The 16,640-nt window shown below is 58.7% G+C and carries 16 protein-coding genes; 8 read left to right on the top strand and 8 right to left on the bottom strand.

The window, feature by feature from the left end:
• Nucleotides 1–2: 2 nt before the first annotated feature.
• The 3 genes from relA to cysM form a co-directional block, all read right to left on the bottom strand.
• A complete protein-coding gene (gene relA / locus F6R97_RS09055) occupies nucleotides 3–2,246 on the bottom strand; it encodes a GTP diphosphokinase (protein ID WP_038979473.1) in 2,244 nt (747 codons plus the stop codon).
• Nucleotides 2,247–2,374: 128 nt separating this feature from the next.
• A complete protein-coding gene (gene rlmD, locus F6R97_RS09060; RefSeq protein ID WP_038979472.1) occupies nucleotides 2,375–3,727 on the bottom strand; it encodes a 23S rRNA (uracil(1939)-C(5))-methyltransferase RlmD in 1,353 nt (450 codons plus the stop codon).
• Nucleotides 3,727–4,629, bottom strand: coding sequence for a cysteine synthase CysM (gene cysM / locus F6R97_RS09065; protein ID WP_007899067.1), 903 nt, complete (start codon nucleotides 4,627–4,629; stop codon nucleotides 3,727–3,729). Before cysM ends, rlmD begins: the two co-directional genes overlap by 1 nt.
• Before the next feature lie 359 nt (nucleotides 4,630–4,988).
• On the opposite strand from cysM, the gene F6R97_RS09070 reads away from it, so the two are divergent.
• Together F6R97_RS09070 and F6R97_RS09075 are read left to right on the top strand one after the other, a co-directional pair.
• Entirely contained in the window at nucleotides 4,989–7,739 is a 2,751-nt protein-coding gene (locus F6R97_RS09070) for a response regulator (RefSeq protein WP_038979471.1), read from the top strand.
• A 79-nt stretch (nucleotides 7,740–7,818) separates the two neighbouring features.
• Complete coding sequence (locus F6R97_RS09075; RefSeq protein WP_048394222.1) at nucleotides 7,819–8,808, top strand: 2-hydroxyacid dehydrogenase; 990 nt, start codon at nucleotides 7,819–7,821, stop codon at nucleotides 8,806–8,808.
• Nucleotides 8,809–8,813: 5 nt separating this feature from the next.
• Here F6R97_RS09075 and F6R97_RS09080 read toward each other — a convergent pair whose 3' ends face one another.
• A complete protein-coding gene (locus F6R97_RS09080) occupies nucleotides 8,814–9,200 on the bottom strand; it encodes a hypothetical protein (RefSeq protein WP_038979469.1) in 387 nt (128 codons plus the stop codon).
• Between the two features lie 134 nt (nucleotides 9,201–9,334).
• On the opposite strand from F6R97_RS09080, the gene F6R97_RS09085 reads away from it, so the two are divergent.
• Together F6R97_RS09085 and F6R97_RS09090 are read left to right on the top strand one after the other, a co-directional pair.
• Nucleotides 9,335–9,769 carry a hypothetical protein gene (locus tag F6R97_RS09085; RefSeq protein WP_007899088.1) on the top strand — a complete coding sequence of 145 codons (435 nt, stop codon included), beginning with the start codon at nucleotides 9,335–9,337 and terminating at the stop codon, nucleotides 9,767–9,769.
• Complete coding sequence (locus F6R97_RS09090; RefSeq protein WP_038979468.1) at nucleotides 9,769–10,173, top strand: META domain-containing protein; 405 nt, start codon at nucleotides 9,769–9,771, stop codon at nucleotides 10,171–10,173. Before F6R97_RS09085 ends, F6R97_RS09090 begins: the two co-directional genes overlap by 1 nt.
• A 95-nt stretch (nucleotides 10,174–10,268) precedes the next feature.
• Here the strand turns inward: F6R97_RS09090 and F6R97_RS09095 are convergent, their stop codons facing one another.
• On the bottom strand, nucleotides 10,269–10,736 hold the full coding sequence (locus tag F6R97_RS09095; RefSeq protein WP_038979467.1) for a TlpA family protein disulfide reductase: 468 nt from the start codon (nucleotides 10,734–10,736) through the stop codon (nucleotides 10,269–10,271).
• A gap of 114 nt (nucleotides 10,737–10,850) precedes the next feature.
• On the opposite strand from F6R97_RS09095, the gene arsC reads away from it, so the two are divergent.
• The 4 genes from arsC (at nucleotide 10,851) to F6R97_RS09115 (ending at nucleotide 13,255) form a co-directional block, all read left to right on the top strand.
• A complete protein-coding gene (arsC, locus tag F6R97_RS09100) occupies nucleotides 10,851–11,204 on the top strand; it encodes an arsenate reductase (glutaredoxin) (RefSeq protein ID WP_315866414.1) in 354 nt (117 codons plus the stop codon).
• Nucleotides 11,201–11,797, top strand: coding sequence for an NAD(P)H:quinone oxidoreductase (wrbA, locus tag F6R97_RS09105; protein ID WP_315866415.1), 597 nt, complete (start codon nucleotides 11,201–11,203; stop codon nucleotides 11,795–11,797). The genes arsC and wrbA overlap by 4 nt, the downstream gene beginning before the upstream one ends.
• Nucleotide 11,798: 1 nt before the next feature.
• Nucleotides 11,799–12,203, top strand: a complete 405-nt coding sequence (locus F6R97_RS09110; RefSeq protein WP_315866416.1) for a DUF2069 domain-containing protein — start codon at nucleotides 11,799–11,801, stop codon at nucleotides 12,201–12,203.
• Between the two features lie 473 nt (nucleotides 12,204–12,676).
• On the top strand, nucleotides 12,677–13,255 hold the full coding sequence (locus tag F6R97_RS09115) for a hypothetical protein (RefSeq protein WP_315866417.1): 579 nt from the start codon (nucleotides 12,677–12,679) through the stop codon (nucleotides 13,253–13,255).
• 418 nt (nucleotides 13,256–13,673) lie between these two features.
• Here F6R97_RS09115 and F6R97_RS09120 read toward each other — a convergent pair whose 3' ends face one another.
• The 3 genes from F6R97_RS09120 to F6R97_RS09130 all read right to left on the bottom strand — a co-directional run bounded on the left by F6R97_RS09120 (nucleotide 13,674) and on the right by F6R97_RS09130 (nucleotide 16,500).
• Nucleotides 13,674–14,687 (bottom strand): hypothetical protein, encoded by a 1,014-nt coding sequence (locus F6R97_RS09120; RefSeq protein ID WP_315866418.1) that lies wholly within the window; start codon nucleotides 14,685–14,687, stop codon nucleotides 13,674–13,676.
• A gap of 55 nt (nucleotides 14,688–14,742) precedes the next feature.
• On the bottom strand, nucleotides 14,743–15,141 hold the full coding sequence (locus F6R97_RS09125) for a hypothetical protein (protein ID WP_315866419.1): 399 nt from the start codon (nucleotides 15,139–15,141) through the stop codon (nucleotides 14,743–14,745).
• 693 nt (nucleotides 15,142–15,834) lie between these two features.
• Nucleotides 15,835–16,500: an HNH endonuclease signature motif containing protein gene (locus F6R97_RS09130; RefSeq protein WP_315866420.1), complete on the bottom strand. Its 666-nt coding sequence runs from the start codon at nucleotides 16,498–16,500 to the stop codon at nucleotides 15,835–15,837.
• Nucleotides 16,501–16,640: the final 140 nt, after the last annotated feature.

Here is a 16,640-nt window from a genome sequence, read left to right on the forward strand (position 1 = left end):
TCTCACGGTGTGCGGTTACGGCGGGTTTCGATGATGTTCGGCAACTGGGAAATCCGCCCCAGCAACCGTCCCAGCGCATCCAGCCCCGGAATTTCGATGGTCAGGGACATCAACGCCGTGTTGTCCTCTTTGTTCGAACGGGTGTTGACCGCCAGCACGTTGATCCGCTCGTTGAGCAGCACCTGCGACACGTCACGCAGCAGGCCGGAACGGTCGTAGGCGCGAATGATGATGTCCACCGGATAGGTGAGCACCGGCACGGGGCCCCAGCTGACCTGGATGATCCGCTCCGGCTCGCGCCCGGCCAGTTGCAGCACCGAGGCGCAGTCCTGACGGTGAATGCTCACGCCACGGCCCTGGGTGATGTAACCGACGATCGCATCCCCCGGCAGCGGCTGGCAGCAGCCAGCCATTTGGGTCATCAGGTTGCCGACACCCTGGATCTGAATGTCGCCACGCTTGCCCGGTTTGTAGCCGGTGGCTTTGCGCGGGATCAGTTCCAGCTGTTCGTTGCCGCGTTCCGGCTCGACCAGTTGCTGCGCCAGATTCACCAGTTGCGCCAGGCGCAAATCGCCTGCGCCCAATGCGGCGAACATGTCCTCGGCGGTCTTCATGTTGGCCTTCTCGGCCAACTTGTCGAAGTCCACCTGCGGCAGGCCGAGGCGATTGAGTTCTCGCTCGAGCAAGGTCTTGCCGGCCGCGACGTTCTGATCGCGCGCCTGCAATTTGAACCAGTGAACGATCTTCGCCCGTGCCCGCGACGTGGTGATGTAACCCAGGTTCGGGTTCAGCCAGTCGCGGCTCGGCGTGCCGTGCTTGCTGGTGATAATCTCGACCTGTTCACCGGTTTGCAGGCTGTAGTTGAGCGGCACGATGCGCCCGTTGATCTTGGCGCCGCGGCAGTTGTGACCGATTTCGGTGTGCACGCGGTAGGCAAAGTCCAGCGGTGTCGCGCCCTTCGGCAAGTCGATGGCGTGACCGTCCGGGGTAAAGATGTAGACCCGGTCCGGCTCAATATCGACCCGCAGCTGTTCGGCAAGGCCACCAATATCACCCAGCTCTTCGTGCCACTCGAGAACCTGACGCAGCCAGGAAATTTTCTCTTCGTAGTGGTTCGAGCCGGACTTGACGTCGGTGCCTTTGTACTTCCAGTGCGCGCAAACCCCCAGCTCGGCTTCTTCGTGCATGGCGTGGGTGCGGATCTGCACTTCCAGCACCTTGCCTTCAGGGCCGATAACCGCGGTGTGCAACGAGCGGTAGCCGTTCTCTTTCGGGTTGGCGATGTAGTCGTCGAACTCTTTCGGGATGTGCCGCCACAGCGTGTGGACGATGCCGAGCGCGGTGTAGCAATCGCGCATCTCCGGCACCAGCACGCGAACGGCGCGCACGTCGTAGATCTGGCTGAATTCCAGACCCTTGCGCTGCATTTTGCGCCAGATCGAATAGATGTGTTTGGCGCGGCCGCTGATGTCGGCATCGACGCCGGTGGCCTGCAACTCGTCTTTGAGTTGGGTCATCACGTCGGCGATAAAGCGCTCGCGATCCAGCCGTCGCTCATGGAGCAACTTGGCGATCTGCTTGTACTGGTCGGGCTCGAGGTAACGGAAGGACAAGTCCTCCAGCTCCCACTTGATATGACCGATGCCGAGGCGGTGGGCGAGCGGCGCGTAAATGTCGAAGACTTCACGGGCGACGCGGTTGCGCTTCTCGTCGTCGGCGGTTTTCACCGCGCGGATCGCACAGGTGCGCTCAGCCAGTTTGATCAGCGCGACGCGCACGTCGTCGACCATGGCCACGAGCATTTTGCGCAGGTTCTCGACCTGGCCCTGAGTGCCCAGCACCAGCGATTGACGGGGGCTCAGGCTGGCGCTGATCGCCGCCATGCGTAACACGCCGTCGATGAGTTTGGCGACCACCGGACCGAAGCGCTGGCTGACTGCCGGCAACTGGATCTGGCCTTCGCGCACGCCGCGGTACAGCACCGCTGCAACCAACGAATCCTGATCGAGTTTGAGGTCAGCGAGAATCTCGGCGATCTCAAGGCCCGTGCGGAAACTCGAGGTCCCTTCGGACCACAGATTCTTCGCCGCATTGGCTTGTTGTTCGGCCTCGCGAGCGAACTCGCAGGCTTCCTTCAAGGCTTCGCGATCCAGTGCCGCATCGACACTGACCGCATGATCGAGCCAAGCCTCGAGGTTGATACTGCCGTCAGTGTTGATCGGCTGGTGTGCTCTCACCTGTACCATCTTGCTTTACCTTCCCTACGACGCAGATTCAATGCGTCAAATCGCTGACCTTTGCTGCCCGTGTGCACTCGCGGGGCTAAGACGAATGCGCTTTGCACGAGCGGGTCAGTCGGACCAGACGAGCCGTCCTAGCTCGCTTCAAATAACGCCATGGCCTCGACATGTGCCGTCTGAGGAAACATATCGAGAATCCCGGCACGTTTTAACCGGTAGCCCTGCTTGATCAATTCGACTGTGTCGCGCGCCAGCGTTGCAGGGTTGCACGACACATACACCAATCGTTTGGCGCCCAGGGACGCAAGCTTGCGCACCACCTCGAAAGCGCCGTCGCGAGGTGGGTCCAAGAGTACCGCACAAAAGCCTTCATCGGCCCATTCGGCATCGGCCAAAGGCTGGGATAAATCAGCCTGAAAAAACTTCGCGTTATGCAGATTATTGCTGACAGCATTCGCGGCGGCACGCTCGACCATCGCCTGCACGCCCTCCACCGCCACCACTTCGCGAACGGTTTTGGCCAGCGGCAAGGCAAAGTTGCCCAACCCACAAAACAGGTCCAGAACCCGCTCATCAGATTTCGGCGCCAACCACGCCAAGGCCTGGGCGACCATCGCTTCGTTGACCCCGGCGTTGACCTGGATGAAATCTCCCGGCCGATACGCCAGGTTCAAGTCCCACTGTTCAAGACGATAGCCCAGCGACTGATCGGCTTCGACCGGTTGCGGCTCGCCGTCGCCATGCAGCCACAACTGGGCTTCATGGAACGCGCAGAATTCCTTGAGAATGGTCATGTCGGCTTCGGACAACGGCGCCATGTGCCGTAGCAATACCGCCAATGACGAACCGCTGAACAACTCCACATGCCCCAGCGCCTGAGGTTTGCTCAAGCGCCGCAGCATCTCCGGCAAGCGGCTCATGATCGGTTGCAAGGGCTGTACCAGCACCGGGCATTCGTTGATGGCGACGATGTCCTGACTGCTGGCAGCGCGGAAGCCGACTTCGAGTTTTTTCGCTTTCATGTCCCAACGCACCGCCACTCGGGCGCGACGACGGTAGCCGAATTCCGGACCGCTCAACGGCGCTGCCCACTCTTCAGGTTCGACACCGGCAACCCGCGACAATTGCTCGGCGAGCATGCGCTGTTTCAGGGCGAGCTGTTCGTTGTGGGGCAAATGCTGCACGCTGCAACCGCCGCAGCGAGCGGCATGAGCGCACGGTGCCGGGCGGCGCAATTCACTGGCCTGGAACACGCGCTCGGTGCGCGCCTCGACCACTTTGCCGTGGGCACCCAAGACCCGCGCCTCGACTTCTTCACCGGCCAATGCGCCGATGACGAACCAGGTGCGACCTTCGAAAAACGCGATACCGCGACCGTCATTGGCCAGGCGCTCGATGGTCAAGCGCTGCTTTTTGCCGGTCGGGACTTGCGGGGCCTTGCTGCCGCCCGTGGGCTGGAAGCGCAGGCCTCTCTCTTGCTTGGCCATCAGTTGGGCGCGTCGAAAATGCCGGTCGACAAGTAACGGTCGCCACGGTCGCAGATGATCGCGACGATCACTGCGTTTTCAACTTCTTTGGACAGACGCAGCATCGCCGCCACGGCACCGCCCGAGGACACGCCGCAGAAGATGCCTTCTTCGCGCGCCAGACGACGGGTCACGTCTTCGGCTTCGCTTTGCGCCATGTCGACGATCCGGTCCACGCGCTCGGCCTGGTAGATCTTCGGCAGGTATTCCTGCGGCCAACGACGGATGCCCGGAATCGCCGAACCTTCCATCGGTTGCAGGCCGATGATCTGCACGTTGTCGTTCTGCTCTTTCAAGTAGCGCGAAACGCCCATGATGGTGCCAGTGGTGCCCATCGAACTGACGAAATGAGTGATGGTGCCTTCGGTCTGACGCCAGATTTCCGGACCGGTGGTGGTGTAGTGCGCCTCGGGGTTGTCACCGTTGGCGAACTGATCCAGCACCTTGCCGCGGCCTTCGGCTTCCATTCGCTGGGCGAGGTCGCGAGCGCCTTCCATGCCTTCTTCCTGGCTGACCAGAATCAGCTCGGCGCCATAGGCCGTCATGGCGGCTTTACGCTCGGCGCTGGAGTTGTCCGGCATGATCAGGATCATCTTGTAACCCTTGATCGCGGCAGCCATCGCCAAGGCGATCCCGGTGTTGCCCGAGGTCGCTTCGATCAGCGTATCGCCGGCGTGGATCTGCCCGCGCAGTTCGGCGCGGGTGATCATCGACAGCGCCGGACGGTCTTTGACCGAACCCGCCGGGTTGTTCCCTTCGAGCTTGAGCAAAAGGGTGTTGCTGGTGGCGCCAGGCAGGCGCTGCAAACGGACCAGCGGAGTGTTGCCGACGCAATCGGCGATGGTTGGGTACTGCAAGGTCATGGCGTATTCGCAATCCAGACTGCGGGGGCGCCTATCATACCGGCAAACGTGCGCAGGCCATATCACGCAAAGTAAGGGGCTTATGGCTAATGGGAATAAGGGTGGGTTTGTGTTGAATATGAGGGCCTCTTCGCGGGCAGGCCCGCCTCCCACAGGATTTGGATTGATCACACAATTTGCGGCAGACACACATCAACTGTGGGTAACGGGCTTGCCGTGATGGCGTCAGCACTGAACTAGCCGACGAATGACGACATCAATTTTACGAAGATTGCCCGCATGCAAATCGCTACACTGCGCAGGTGGCGCGTGCCGGACGCATGTGCAGGTCAATAAACAGCTGGATGCGGGAGAGATGCGTGCTCAAGAAACTGGGAATTAAAGGCCGCGTGCTGTTGCTGACCCTGTTACCGACCACCCTGATGGCACTGGTTCTGGGCGGCTATTTTACCTGGATGCAGCAATCGGACCTGCAATCCCAGCTCATGCAGCGCGGCGAAATGATTACCGAACAGCTGGCACCGCTGGTGGCCCCGGCCATGGGTCGCAAAGACAACGAACTGCTGGAACGCATCGCCACCCAGTTCCTGGAACAAACCGACGTGCGCGCGGTGACTTTCCTCGCCCCCGATCGCACGCTGCTGGCCCATGCCGGCCCGACCATGCTCAATCAGGCCCCTTTGGGCAACGGTTCACAGCTGCTGCGCCGCAGTGGCAATGACGCCACGCGCTACCTGCTGCCGGTGTTCGGCAAGCACCGCAACCTGGCCGGCGACCTGATCCCCGATGAAGCCGACCGCCTGCTGGGCTGGGTTGAACTCGAGTTGTCCCACAACGGCATGTTGCTGCGCGGCTACCGTAGCCTGTTCGCCAGCCTGCTGCTGATCGGCGGAGGCCTGGTCGGTGCGGCGCTGCTCGCGTTGCGCATGGGCCGGACGATCAACCGGCCATTGAGCCAGATCAAACAAGCCGTGGCACAGCTCAAGGACGGTCATCTGGAAACCCGCCTGCCACCCCTCGGCAGCCATGAGCTGGATGAACTGGCGTCCGGCATCAACCGCATGGCCGGGACCCTGCAGAACGCTCAGGAAGAATTGCAAAACAGCGTCGACCAGGCCACCGAAGACGTGCGTCAGAACCTGGAAACCATCGAAATCCAGAACATCGAGCTCGACCTGGCGCGCAAGGAAGCCCTCGAAGCGAGTCGGATCAAATCCGAATTCCTGGCCAACATGAGCCACGAAATCCGCACACCGCTCAACGGCATTCTCGGCTTCACGCATTTGCTGCAAAAAAGCGAACTAACGCCGCGCCAGCTCGATTACCTGGGCACCATCGAAAAATCCGCCGACAGCTTGCTGGGGATTATCAACGAGATTCTCGACTTCTCGAAAATCGAGGCCGGCAAACTGGTGCTCGACCATATTCCGTTCAACCTGCGCGACCTGCTGCAAGACACCTTGAACATCCTTGCCCCGGCTGCCCACGCCAAAGAGCTTGAGCTGGTGAGCCTGGTTTATCGCGATACGCCACTGTCGCTGGTAGGCGATCCGCTGCGACTCAAGCAGATTCTCACCAACCTTGTGAGCAACGCGATCAAGTTCACCCGCGAAGGCACCATCGTCGCCCGGGCCATGCTCGAAGAAGAGCATGAAGACAGCGTGCAACTGCGCATCAGCATTCAGGACACCGGCATCGGTCTGTCGAACCAGGACGTGCGCGCCTTGTTCCAGGCCTTCAGCCAGGCCGATAACTCGCTGTCCCGACAACCTGGCGGCACCGGCTTGGGGCTGGTGATTTCCAAACGCCTGATCGAACAGATGGGCGGCGAGATCGGCGTCGACAGCACACCGGGTGAAGGTTCGGAATTCTGGATCAGCCTGAGCCTGCCCAAAGCTCGCGACGACGCCGAAGACTTGCCCGGCCCACCCTTGCTCGGGCATCGGGTGGCAGTCCTGGAAAACCATGAACTGGCCCGTCAGGCCTTGCAGCATCAACTGGAAGACTGCGGTCTGGTAGTTACGCCATTCAACACCCTGGAAAGCTTGGCCAATGGCGTGACCGGTGCCCATCAGACCGATCAGGCCATCGGTCTGGCAGTGCTCGGCATCACCAGCAACGACATGCCGCCGGAGCGCCTCAACCAACATATCTGGGATCTCGAACACCTGGGTTGTCGAGTGTTGGTGCTCTGCCCGACCACCGAACTGACGCTGTTCCACCTCTCGGTGCCCAACCCCCACAGCCAGCTGCAGTCCAAACCAGCCTGCACGCGCAAACTGCGCCGGGCCCTGTCCGATATGGTCAACCCGCGCCAGCAGCGCAGCGACCCCGGCGAGCCGGTTTCCAGCCGCGCGCCGAAAGTCCTTTGCGTCGATGACAACCCGGCCAATCTGCTGCTGGTACAAACCCTGCTCGAAGACATGGGCGCCAAGGTGCTCGCGGTGGAAAGCGGTTACGCCGCGGTCAAGGCTGTGCAAAACGAGACCTTCGACTTGGTGCTGATGGACGTGCAGATGCCCGGTATGGACGGCCGACAGAGCACCGAAACCATTCGCCAGTGGGAAAGCGAGCGGCATTGCACGCCACTGCCGATCGTTGCCCTTACCGCCCACGCGATGGCCAACGAAAAACGCGCGTTGCTGCAAAGCGGCATGGATGACTACCTGACCAAACCCATCAGCGAACGGCAACTGGCGCAGGTAGTGTTGAAATGGACCGGCCTGGCGTTGCGTAATCTGGGGCCGGAGCGTTCCAGCGAAAGCAACAACGGTAATGATTTGCAGGTGCTCGATCACGAAGAAGGCCTGCGCCTGGCGGCCGGCAAAGCCGATCTGGCGGCGGACATGCTGGCAATGCTGCTGGCCTCCCTGGAGGCCGACCGCGAGGCCATCCGCGTCGCTCGTGAAGCCAACGACCAGAATGCGCTGATCGAGCGAGTCCATCGCCTGCATGGGGCGACCCGTTATTGCGGCGTTCCGCAACTGCGCGCCGCCTGCCAGCGCAGTGAAACCCTGCTCAAGCAACAGGACGCAAAAGCCCCCGGCGCGCTGGAAGAGCTCGAACGAGCCATCAATCGCCTGGCGGCCCATGCGCGTATCAATGCCTGATGCAGCGCAATAACGCTGCGCGCCTTGAAGGCTAAGCTCAAATGCATTCTGTGTAGCAGGTAACTTCCAGGGGGACAGCATGCGCACGATTCTTTTCAGCAGCCAGACCTACGACCGCGACAGTTTTCTGAGTACCGACCTGCCCTCCGGCATCGAGCTGCATTTCCAGCCGACGCGACTAAGCCTCGACACGGTGGCGCTGGCGGAGCATCACGAAGTGGTTTGTGCCTTCATCAATGATGACCTCAGTGCTCCGGTACTCGAGCGTCTGGCCGCGGGTGGCACACGCCTGATTGCCCTGCGCTCGGCCGGTTATAACCATGTCGATCTGGCGGTAGCGAAGCGCCTGGGACTTTCGATTGTGCGGGTTCCGGCTTACTCGCCTCACGCGGTGGCCGAACATGCGGTGGCGCTGATTCTGGCGCTTAATCGCCGCCTGCACCGTGCCTACAACCGAACTCGCGAGGGGGATTTCAGCCTGCACGGGCTGACCGGTTTCGACCTCGTGGGCAAGACCGTCGGCGTCGTCGGCACCGGGCAGATCGGCGCGACCTTCGCAAAAATCATGAACGGCTTCGGCTGCCAGTTGCTGGCCTGTGATCCTTACCCGAACCCGCAGGTCGAAGCGCTCGGCGCGCGCTACCTCAGCTTGCCGCAACTGCTGGCCGAGTCGCAGATCATCAGCCTGCATTGCCCGCTCAACGAACAGAGCAAACACTTGATCAACAGCGAATCGCTGGCGCACATGCAGCCCGGTGCGATGTTGATCAACACCGGGCGCGGCGGTCTGGTGGACACCCCGGCGCTGATCGATGCATTGAAGGACGGCCAATTGGGCTATCTGGGGCTGGATGTTTATGAAGAGGAGGCGCAGCTGTTTTTCGAGGATCGCTCCGACTTGCCGCTGCAGGACGATGTGCTGGCGCGCCTGCTGACCTTTCCGAATGTCATCATCACGGCGCACCAGGCCTTCCTCACCCGCGAAGCCCTGGGCGCGATTGCCGCGACCACCCTGCAGAACATCGCGGCCTGGGCGGCCGGTTCGCCACAGAATCTGGTCGAGAGCTGATCGGCTCAGGCCTTGGACAAAAGAATCATCAGGGCCAGCCAGCCAAAGCCCAGCAAGCGCTGTCCCAGCGAATGCCCACGACGCAGCAGGAACCAGACAAAAAACGGCGGCAGAAAGAAAATCATCAGTTTCAGCCAGAGTTCCACTGGACGCGGCCCACCGGGTGCCGGTGCCGGGATCTCTGCCTCGACTTCGGCTTTACGTCTGCGCCCGAAAGCGGCCGGGGTCACCCTGGGTACGCTCTCATTGGTCGGTAAACGTCCGAAAGAAAGAGGCGCCTGCGTTGCCGTCGACGTGGCGGCTTCTGCCACCGCAGGTGCACCGCAATGAATGCAAGCAGGCGCCGTGGAGCTGATGCGTTGCTTGCACTCAAAACATTCGATCAACGCCATTTCTGTTCCTTAGAGATGCAAAAGCGGCAGTGTGCCATGACTCGGCAGGTAATTTGAACCAGATCGAAGGTTACATGCCCGCGCCATGCTGCGTGCATGCCCGTGCTAGCATATCGCGCATATTTGGAGGACCCATGGTCGAACACGATTTCCGCTACAGCCTGATGAACCCGCAACACACCCTCACCGAATGCCGCGCCCTTGTGCCGGGGCGTTATCAAGTCACCGGCAACGGCGGCTCGATTCGTAATAACGACGTGCTGGTAGTGACCCTTAAAGGCAGCAAGGACTTGTCCATGCGCCTGACCGTCGAAACGGTTCGCCATCTGATCAACCCGCCGGGCCAATGGGTCGCGGTGGCCAGTGGTCCGGTGTTCGGCGAATTGGCGATCCACACCTGGAAAGTCAACTGCGACAGCTGCGCCAAAGAGCTGAGCTTTGAGTTCGCGGTCGACGCCAAGCTGGGCAACAAGGCGGAAAAACCGGCGGCCACTGCGCGCATTGCCGAGTTGGGCTGGGCCACCGTTGCTGACAAGCACCTGTGCAAGAAGTGCCAGGAGCCTGCGTGATGAAACGCCTTGCTCTGACCGTCATCGCTGGCGCCAGCCTGTTGGGCTGCGCCGCCGAACCGGTGCAACTGCAACAGAATCGCAGCTACATTCTGGAATGGATCGGCGAGCGTCCGCTGATGGACTACAGCCATCTGACCATCACCCTTGATGAAGATGGTCGGGCCTATGGCAATGGCGGCTGCAACCACTGGTTCGCGCCGTATACCCTGGAAGGCGACAAGCTGAGCTTCGGCAAGATCGGCAGCACCCGCAAAATGTGTGCGCCAGCGTTGATGGAGCAGGAAAAACGCTTCCTGCAGGCGTTGGAAAACGTCCAGCGCTGGGATGTTTCACCGATCGACCAGATGCGCTTCTGGCCGGCGCAAGGCAAACCATTGCGCTGGTGGCTTGAAGAGGGTTAACACCCTAAAAGATCGCAGCCTTCGGCAGCTCCTACATGGATTGCCAAACCCCTGTAGGAGCTGCCGAAGGCTGCGATCTTTTTCTCAACAACCACTCAATTTTTAGCCTGCAACGCCTCAAGCTTCGCCATCACCCCCGCCGCCGTCTGCTCCCCCATCAACTGCTCCCGCACCTTGCCTTTGTCATCGATGATGTAAGTCACCGGCAGCGCTTCACTGCGCGGCAATTCAAAAAGGTCGGCCGGGTCCTGGGCCAGCACGGTGAAAGCGATTCCCAGTTTCTCGCTGGCGCTTTTCAGCTCTTCGCCCTGCACATTGTCGAAGTTGACCCCGAACACACCGATCTTCTTGCCCTTGAGCTGCTCGGCCAGCACGTTCAACTCAGGAATCTCGGTACGGCACGGGCCGCACCATTCGGCCCAGTAATTGAGCACCAGCCATTGTTTGTCCAGACGCTCGGCGGCGACTTTGTGACCGTTCTGGTCGACGCCATAGTCGTTGCCGCAGCCCCCCAGCAATAACGCCCCCATGATCGCCAATGCCGCTGCCAGTTGCCTTGTCATGTCTCGATCCTTGTCAAAAATGAAATGCACCTGCGACCCATCGCCTCCCAAGGTTCTGGATTACGCGCCGCACAGTTAGAATAGCCGCCACCTTACGCAAGATGCGACCCGCACATGACCGATCTGACGCTTTATCACAACCCGCGCTGCTCGAAATCCCGCGGTGCGCTCGAACTGCTCCAAGGTCGTGGCCTGGCCCCGACCGTGGTCCGCTACCTGGAAACCCCGCTGGACGCCGCGCAAATCCAGAGCCTGCTGAGCAAGCTCGGTATCAGCGCCCGGCAATTGCTGCGCACCGGCGAGGACGAGTACAAAACCCTCAACCTGGCCGACAGCAGCCTGAGCGAGGCGCAATTGATCGCTGCCATCGCCGCGCACCCGAAACTCATGGAGCGCCCGATACTCGAAGTCGGCGACAAAGCCATCATCGGCCGTCCGCCGGAGAATGTGCTGGAGCTGTTGCCGTGAGTGCGCCGTACATTCTGGTGCTGTATTACAGCCGCAGCGGCTCGACCAATGAAATGGCCCGACAGATTGCCCGTGGTGTCGAGCAGTCCGGTATGGAAGCGCGCCTGCGCACCGTACCGGCGATTTCCACCGAGTGCGAAGCGGTGTCGCCGGACATTCCCGATGAAGGCGCGCTGTACGCCAGCCTCGACGATTTGAAGAACTGCGCCGGCCTGGCACTCGGCAGCCCGACCCGGTTCGGCAACATGGCCGCACCGTTGAAGTACTTCCTCGATGGCACCAGCAAACTGTGGCTGACCGGCGCCCTGGTCGGCAAACCGGCCGGGGTCTTCACCTCCACCGCGAGCCTGCACGGCGGCCAGGAAACCACGCTGCTGTCGATGATGTTGCCGTTGCTGCACCACGGCATGCTGATCACCGGCTTGCCTTACAGCGAATCGGCGCTGCTGGAAACCCGCGGTGGCGGCACGCCTTACGGCGCCAGCCATCACGCAGGTGCCGATGGCAAAAGCGGTTTGAATGAACATGAAGTTGCGCTGTGCCGGGCCTTGGGCTTGCGGTTGGCGAAGACTGCGCAAAAGTTGGTGAGCTGATATGGCCAAAAAGCCGAAGATTCTGCCTTCCATCGAATGGCTCGAACCGCGAGTACGGGCGATGCGCGTCATCAGCCTGCTGTGCTTTTTCGGCCTGGTGGGACTGCTCTGCGTCTACTACCTGGTATTCGCCGACCTGCATGGCGCGCGACCGTGGGTGATTCTGCTGATCGAACTGGTGCCGCTATTGTTGATGGCGCCGGGGATGATCGTCGGCAGCGCCCGTGGGCATTCGTGGATGTGTTTTGTGGTGAACCTGTATTTCATGAAGGGCGCATTGGCCGCGTATGACCCGAACCGGCAGCTGTTCGGTTTATTGGAGATGGGCGCGAGCCTGGCGGTGTTCTGCTCGGCAATGTTGTATGTGCGGTGGCGGTTTCAGTTGAACCGAAGGCAGGAGGTTTGAGGCCCCATTACGCCTGACCTATAGGGCATCGTCAAGGAACTTATGACAGGACTTGTGACGCCGTAATGACAAGCAAAGAGCCTGCTCTTGGAGGTTAATCAGGGGTCCTTATCGCCTGCCCGCGAGGGGTCCCTATGGCGCCTGCGAGGGCACACGGGGGAACCTGCTCGGTGCCTATCAATGAGGTGGTCATTCCCAAATTTTCTGTATTTTCTCGTTAAGGTCCCTTGAGGTGCCCATAAAGCCAAAGAGCCAGATGGGCAGCCACACAGACCAGATAGGCAGCCTGTAGGTTGTCCATTGGGTTCTCCTTAAGATTGATTCTTACAGCCCTCCGTGACTTTTAGGGGTGATCATCGCGGGCCGCTGGTCTTCTCTCCAAGCCGTGCCAGACTGACTAAAATGGCTCTACCAGTAGAGTAGTGTCGCTTGGCATCAAAGTAAGAAGCCATCAATACCTATAAGGAATACTTGTGCGTGATCAAGAGTACGGTGAGTTAAAGAACGACGACAGCTTGAGTAGGGTTGATATTGCTGGATCTTTTATTGGTGTGACCAGCTTGATGAAGGCTGCAAGGACTGAGGATGAAATAGGATGCGTGCTAAGAAGTCATTTGATAGTTGAAAGCATCATGGAGAAATATTTAGTTAGTAGAACTCAAGAAAAACTGTCTCGATTCTTCAACTTCAAAGATGGACGAATGAGCTTTTCTGTAAAAATTCAACTTTGTCTGGCCTTCGGGATGCCAATAGAGCTTGGTGAGTTTTTAGTGGGACTTAATAAAATAAGGAATAAGTTTGGTCATGATGTTGACTACGAGCTAAATTCAAGGGAGCTTGATGGATTGGCTGTAATCTGTGATAAACATGACTGGTCTCCAGATAAACCAGTAAGAACAAAAAAATTAGAAATCACTACTGATGGCGATTCAAAGGAGTATCGGTATGGTGATGTGAGTCGTAGAATCGATTTCCTGATTATTTTTATTACCTTTCTGCCAGTGTTTTCGGGATGGGCCTTACATTTCTGTCGTCGTAATAGTATCAAATAAGCCCTGCCGCATCCCTCTCGGTGCGGTCTTACGGGGTTTCTCTTAGATTCCTTTCGAGAATGCGTGTGGTGGTATAGGACGATCTGCACTACTCATCCCATTGATCTGGCCCCAGTTCTTCCACGCCTTGCCCTCAAGGTCCTCATAGAGGGCATCAAGGGTTGCCAGCGGGGTCGATGGGACCAACATCAGGTAATAGCTGAGGACCCCAAAGAGGGACTCCGTGGGCAGGCTCTTAGCGTGAGTCACTCCCGGTAGACATAGAGCCCAGTAACCGTCAGGGGTTAGGGTCGCTCCCGGTACTTGGTCCATTACTGTTTGCATTGAGTAGCTTGGAGGCAGCCCCGAAGGCTTCAACACAGCGGGGACCGTTAAGGCCCCCAAGTGGATCGTGAGGTCGTAGAGTTCGGCCATGGGGTCACGCGGTCAACTTGACGTTGGTAATCATCGGGAAGGCCACAGCCTCAGTCTGAAGACCATCAGCAGTCAGCTTCACGCGGACTTTACCGTTGGCGATGATGTCAACGATGGTCATGATCTCGATGTCCCATGCTTGGTGGGCACCGTTGCGCGTCGCTTCGATCTTCCACACGTCACCGTTACGGCCTTCGCGGTAGCTCAGTGAGGTGAACATCTTAGGCAGCATGAACAGACCGTAGTCAGTGCCGCTGTAAGGTTGCACAGAGGTCCCGATAAGAGCCTCAATATCCTCGAAACCGGCACGCTGAGCAGCACGCTCAAGAACGGCCAGCAGGGTTGCAGGCAGCAGGACCACGAAGTCCTCAAGAGTCGTGCCTACGGTCTGGTTTACGTGGATCGTCAAGATGTCGATAAGGTCCTCAGCGATCTCTACAGGTTTGCCGGTTGGCTTAACCACAGAGAAGCTCTCGGTGCTTGGGGCGGTCGAAAGGATCTTAGCGATGCTCCCTGCGGCCTCATACTCGATGTCCCGCAACAGCTTCTCAGCGGTCTGGTTCATGGACTGCTCAGTGAAGCCAGCCATCAAGGTGTGATCGAGGATGGTGAAGCGCTTGCTAATCAGCAGTGCCTCAGAGGTCGGCTCAGTAAAGATCACAGACCCAGCCAGGACGGGACCCTTCGAGGTGGTCTCATTGTCCCAGTTCTTACGAGGGTCGAAGGTGACGGTGCGGTCAGCCATGGTGATGATCTGTTGACCACTGGCCTCAGAGCCAGCCGGACGGAACTCACAAGGGGTTGCCTCCATGGCAGCTTCACGCCACTCATCGCTATTTAGGAATTCGTCGAGGCCCTCGGTCAGGGCTTCCACATAGACGGACACATCGGTGGCTGCCAAGTCTTCCGTGCGGACGTTGCCGGGGGCGAACTGGATGGTGCTACCGTTTTCGTAGGTCGATGCCAAGTGCTTAACGTTTTTGGTGGTTGGTGCAACGTATTGGTTATGCAGTTTCATGGGTAGAGTTCTCCTGAATAGATAGATTTGAATGAGGTGTGATGTCGAGGCGCTGTTACCAGCCAGCGTTACGTCGCGAGGAACCGAGGACCTTGGCGCTTTGTTCTCGAATGGCAGCCGCTCGGGCCTCTCTGTCAGCCTTCGCTTGGGCGATCTCTCGGGGCGTATGAATGCGGCAGCGCTCAGCATGAGCATTGGCCTCAGCTTGTTGGCGGGCTCGCTGAGTTGCCTTTACGTGCTGGTCTTGGCGGTACTCTCGGGCGACTTCGGGAATCGCTGAGAGTGATAGACCGGCCTCATCGAAGGCCTTAACGACCTCGAACTTGGCGCTGTTGTTGCGGCCACATTGAGCCATCAACAAAGGCAGCATGATGTTCTCCACGTACTCACGGCTGAGGGTCTGGCCGGACACGGTGACTTCATTCTTCAGGACATTTGTGATGCTGATTTGCATGGTGTTGGATCTCCTATGAGGTGACCCTTTGATCGACCTTGGCGCCATAGACGCGCACGACAAGACGGCAAGGAGGGAGCCGCATGGGCATCTTCCAAGGTCGATCAAAAGGTTCTTGGTTTGGGTTTTGTGGCTGATGCTGGTCAGGACATGGCAAGCCTGAATGGCATCGAAAGGACAACCGTGGCGACGGTCGGGAGTTACTGTTGAGCAGGACGCTTCGACATAATAGTGGGAACATTCTTCATGAGTCGGACCAACCTATCTAAGTCGATCTTAAGTTTCTCCAAGAGTTCTTTGAGTGCATCCACGTGATACGTAGACATCCTCGTTCTGAGGAATGTATAGGCACCTTCGACATCTTTGTGAGCCCTGAGACCCGTGGTCTTTACGGTGAAGGCGGCATAGGCAGACCTTGGAGTCATGGTTGCTTCGATAGCTAATAGGTCAACTTGATGTTGAGGCTCGAGTCCATCTAACTTGAAGTGGAATAACATAGGACCTCCTTTGAGGTGGAGACTAAGAAGGAATTCATAATCGTGAATACCAATTACCTTAGCTTTGAGATGGTCTTGAGAGGAATCTTAAAGAGGGATCTTTGAAGTTGGTCTATAAGAAGGATCTCAGAGGGAGTCTTAGAGGGATCTTTGAGGATCTCTTCCAATAGTGAGGGTAACTATAGGTGTAGGGCTATTACTGAACCTTCACACGATTAGGAGCCCCAACGATGAAACCTTGAGAGTCTCTGCGAGCCTTATCGCCCAAGTGGTCCTTTCGGGTCTGAGCGAGCCAGTGTTGGGCGGCTGTAGGGTTCTCAAAGACGGCGCGATGAATGACACCACGGATGGTGGTCTTCCCTATGTATTGCTCCCTTGAGCTGCAATGCTTGTCTCGGGTCACACCCACGGGCAGATGGGCATCCTTCTTGGGCATCCGGCGAGCTTGAAGACCAGCAACACGGTTGCCCATGTTCTCGTGATAGGTCAGTGGTCGCAGGTTGCTTGGGTGATTGTTGTTTGGGTTGCCGTCGATATGGTCAATCACCAACGACTCATCGAACGGACCATGAGCCATCCGATAGACAATGCGGGCCTTCTGTACGCGGATCTTGTGCTTGGTGTCGCCGTCCATCCATGTGACTTCAACTTGCTGCCGTAACGATCCATTGGTGTACGAGCCCACCGGGGCGCCCTCTTCGGTGCCTCTTCGGGTCTTGCCGGGGATGAGCTTGAAGTCCCGCGCTACGATCCCTTCGTGGTCGTCAGCGAACTTGTAGCGTGCCTCAAGGATTTCTATTGGTGGCAGCACGCAGGCCATCACGTTGGTGCCTTGAAGGCGGATCTTGGTTGGTGTGGTCATTGGTGGTCTCCTGTGTTGGTTGATTGGTGACTGGGTGTAGTGGCAATAGTGAGGGTTTTAAATCCTACAGCTATGGTCACAGCCATTCCGACCAACAAACACGGGACCTTCAGGGCATCTTGAGGTTTTCTACGAGCACG

The sequence above is a fragment of the Pseudomonas sp. JV414 genome (assembly GCF_032424305.1).
GTDB lineage: Bacteria > Pseudomonadota > Gammaproteobacteria > Pseudomonadales > Pseudomonadaceae > Aquipseudomonas > Aquipseudomonas lini.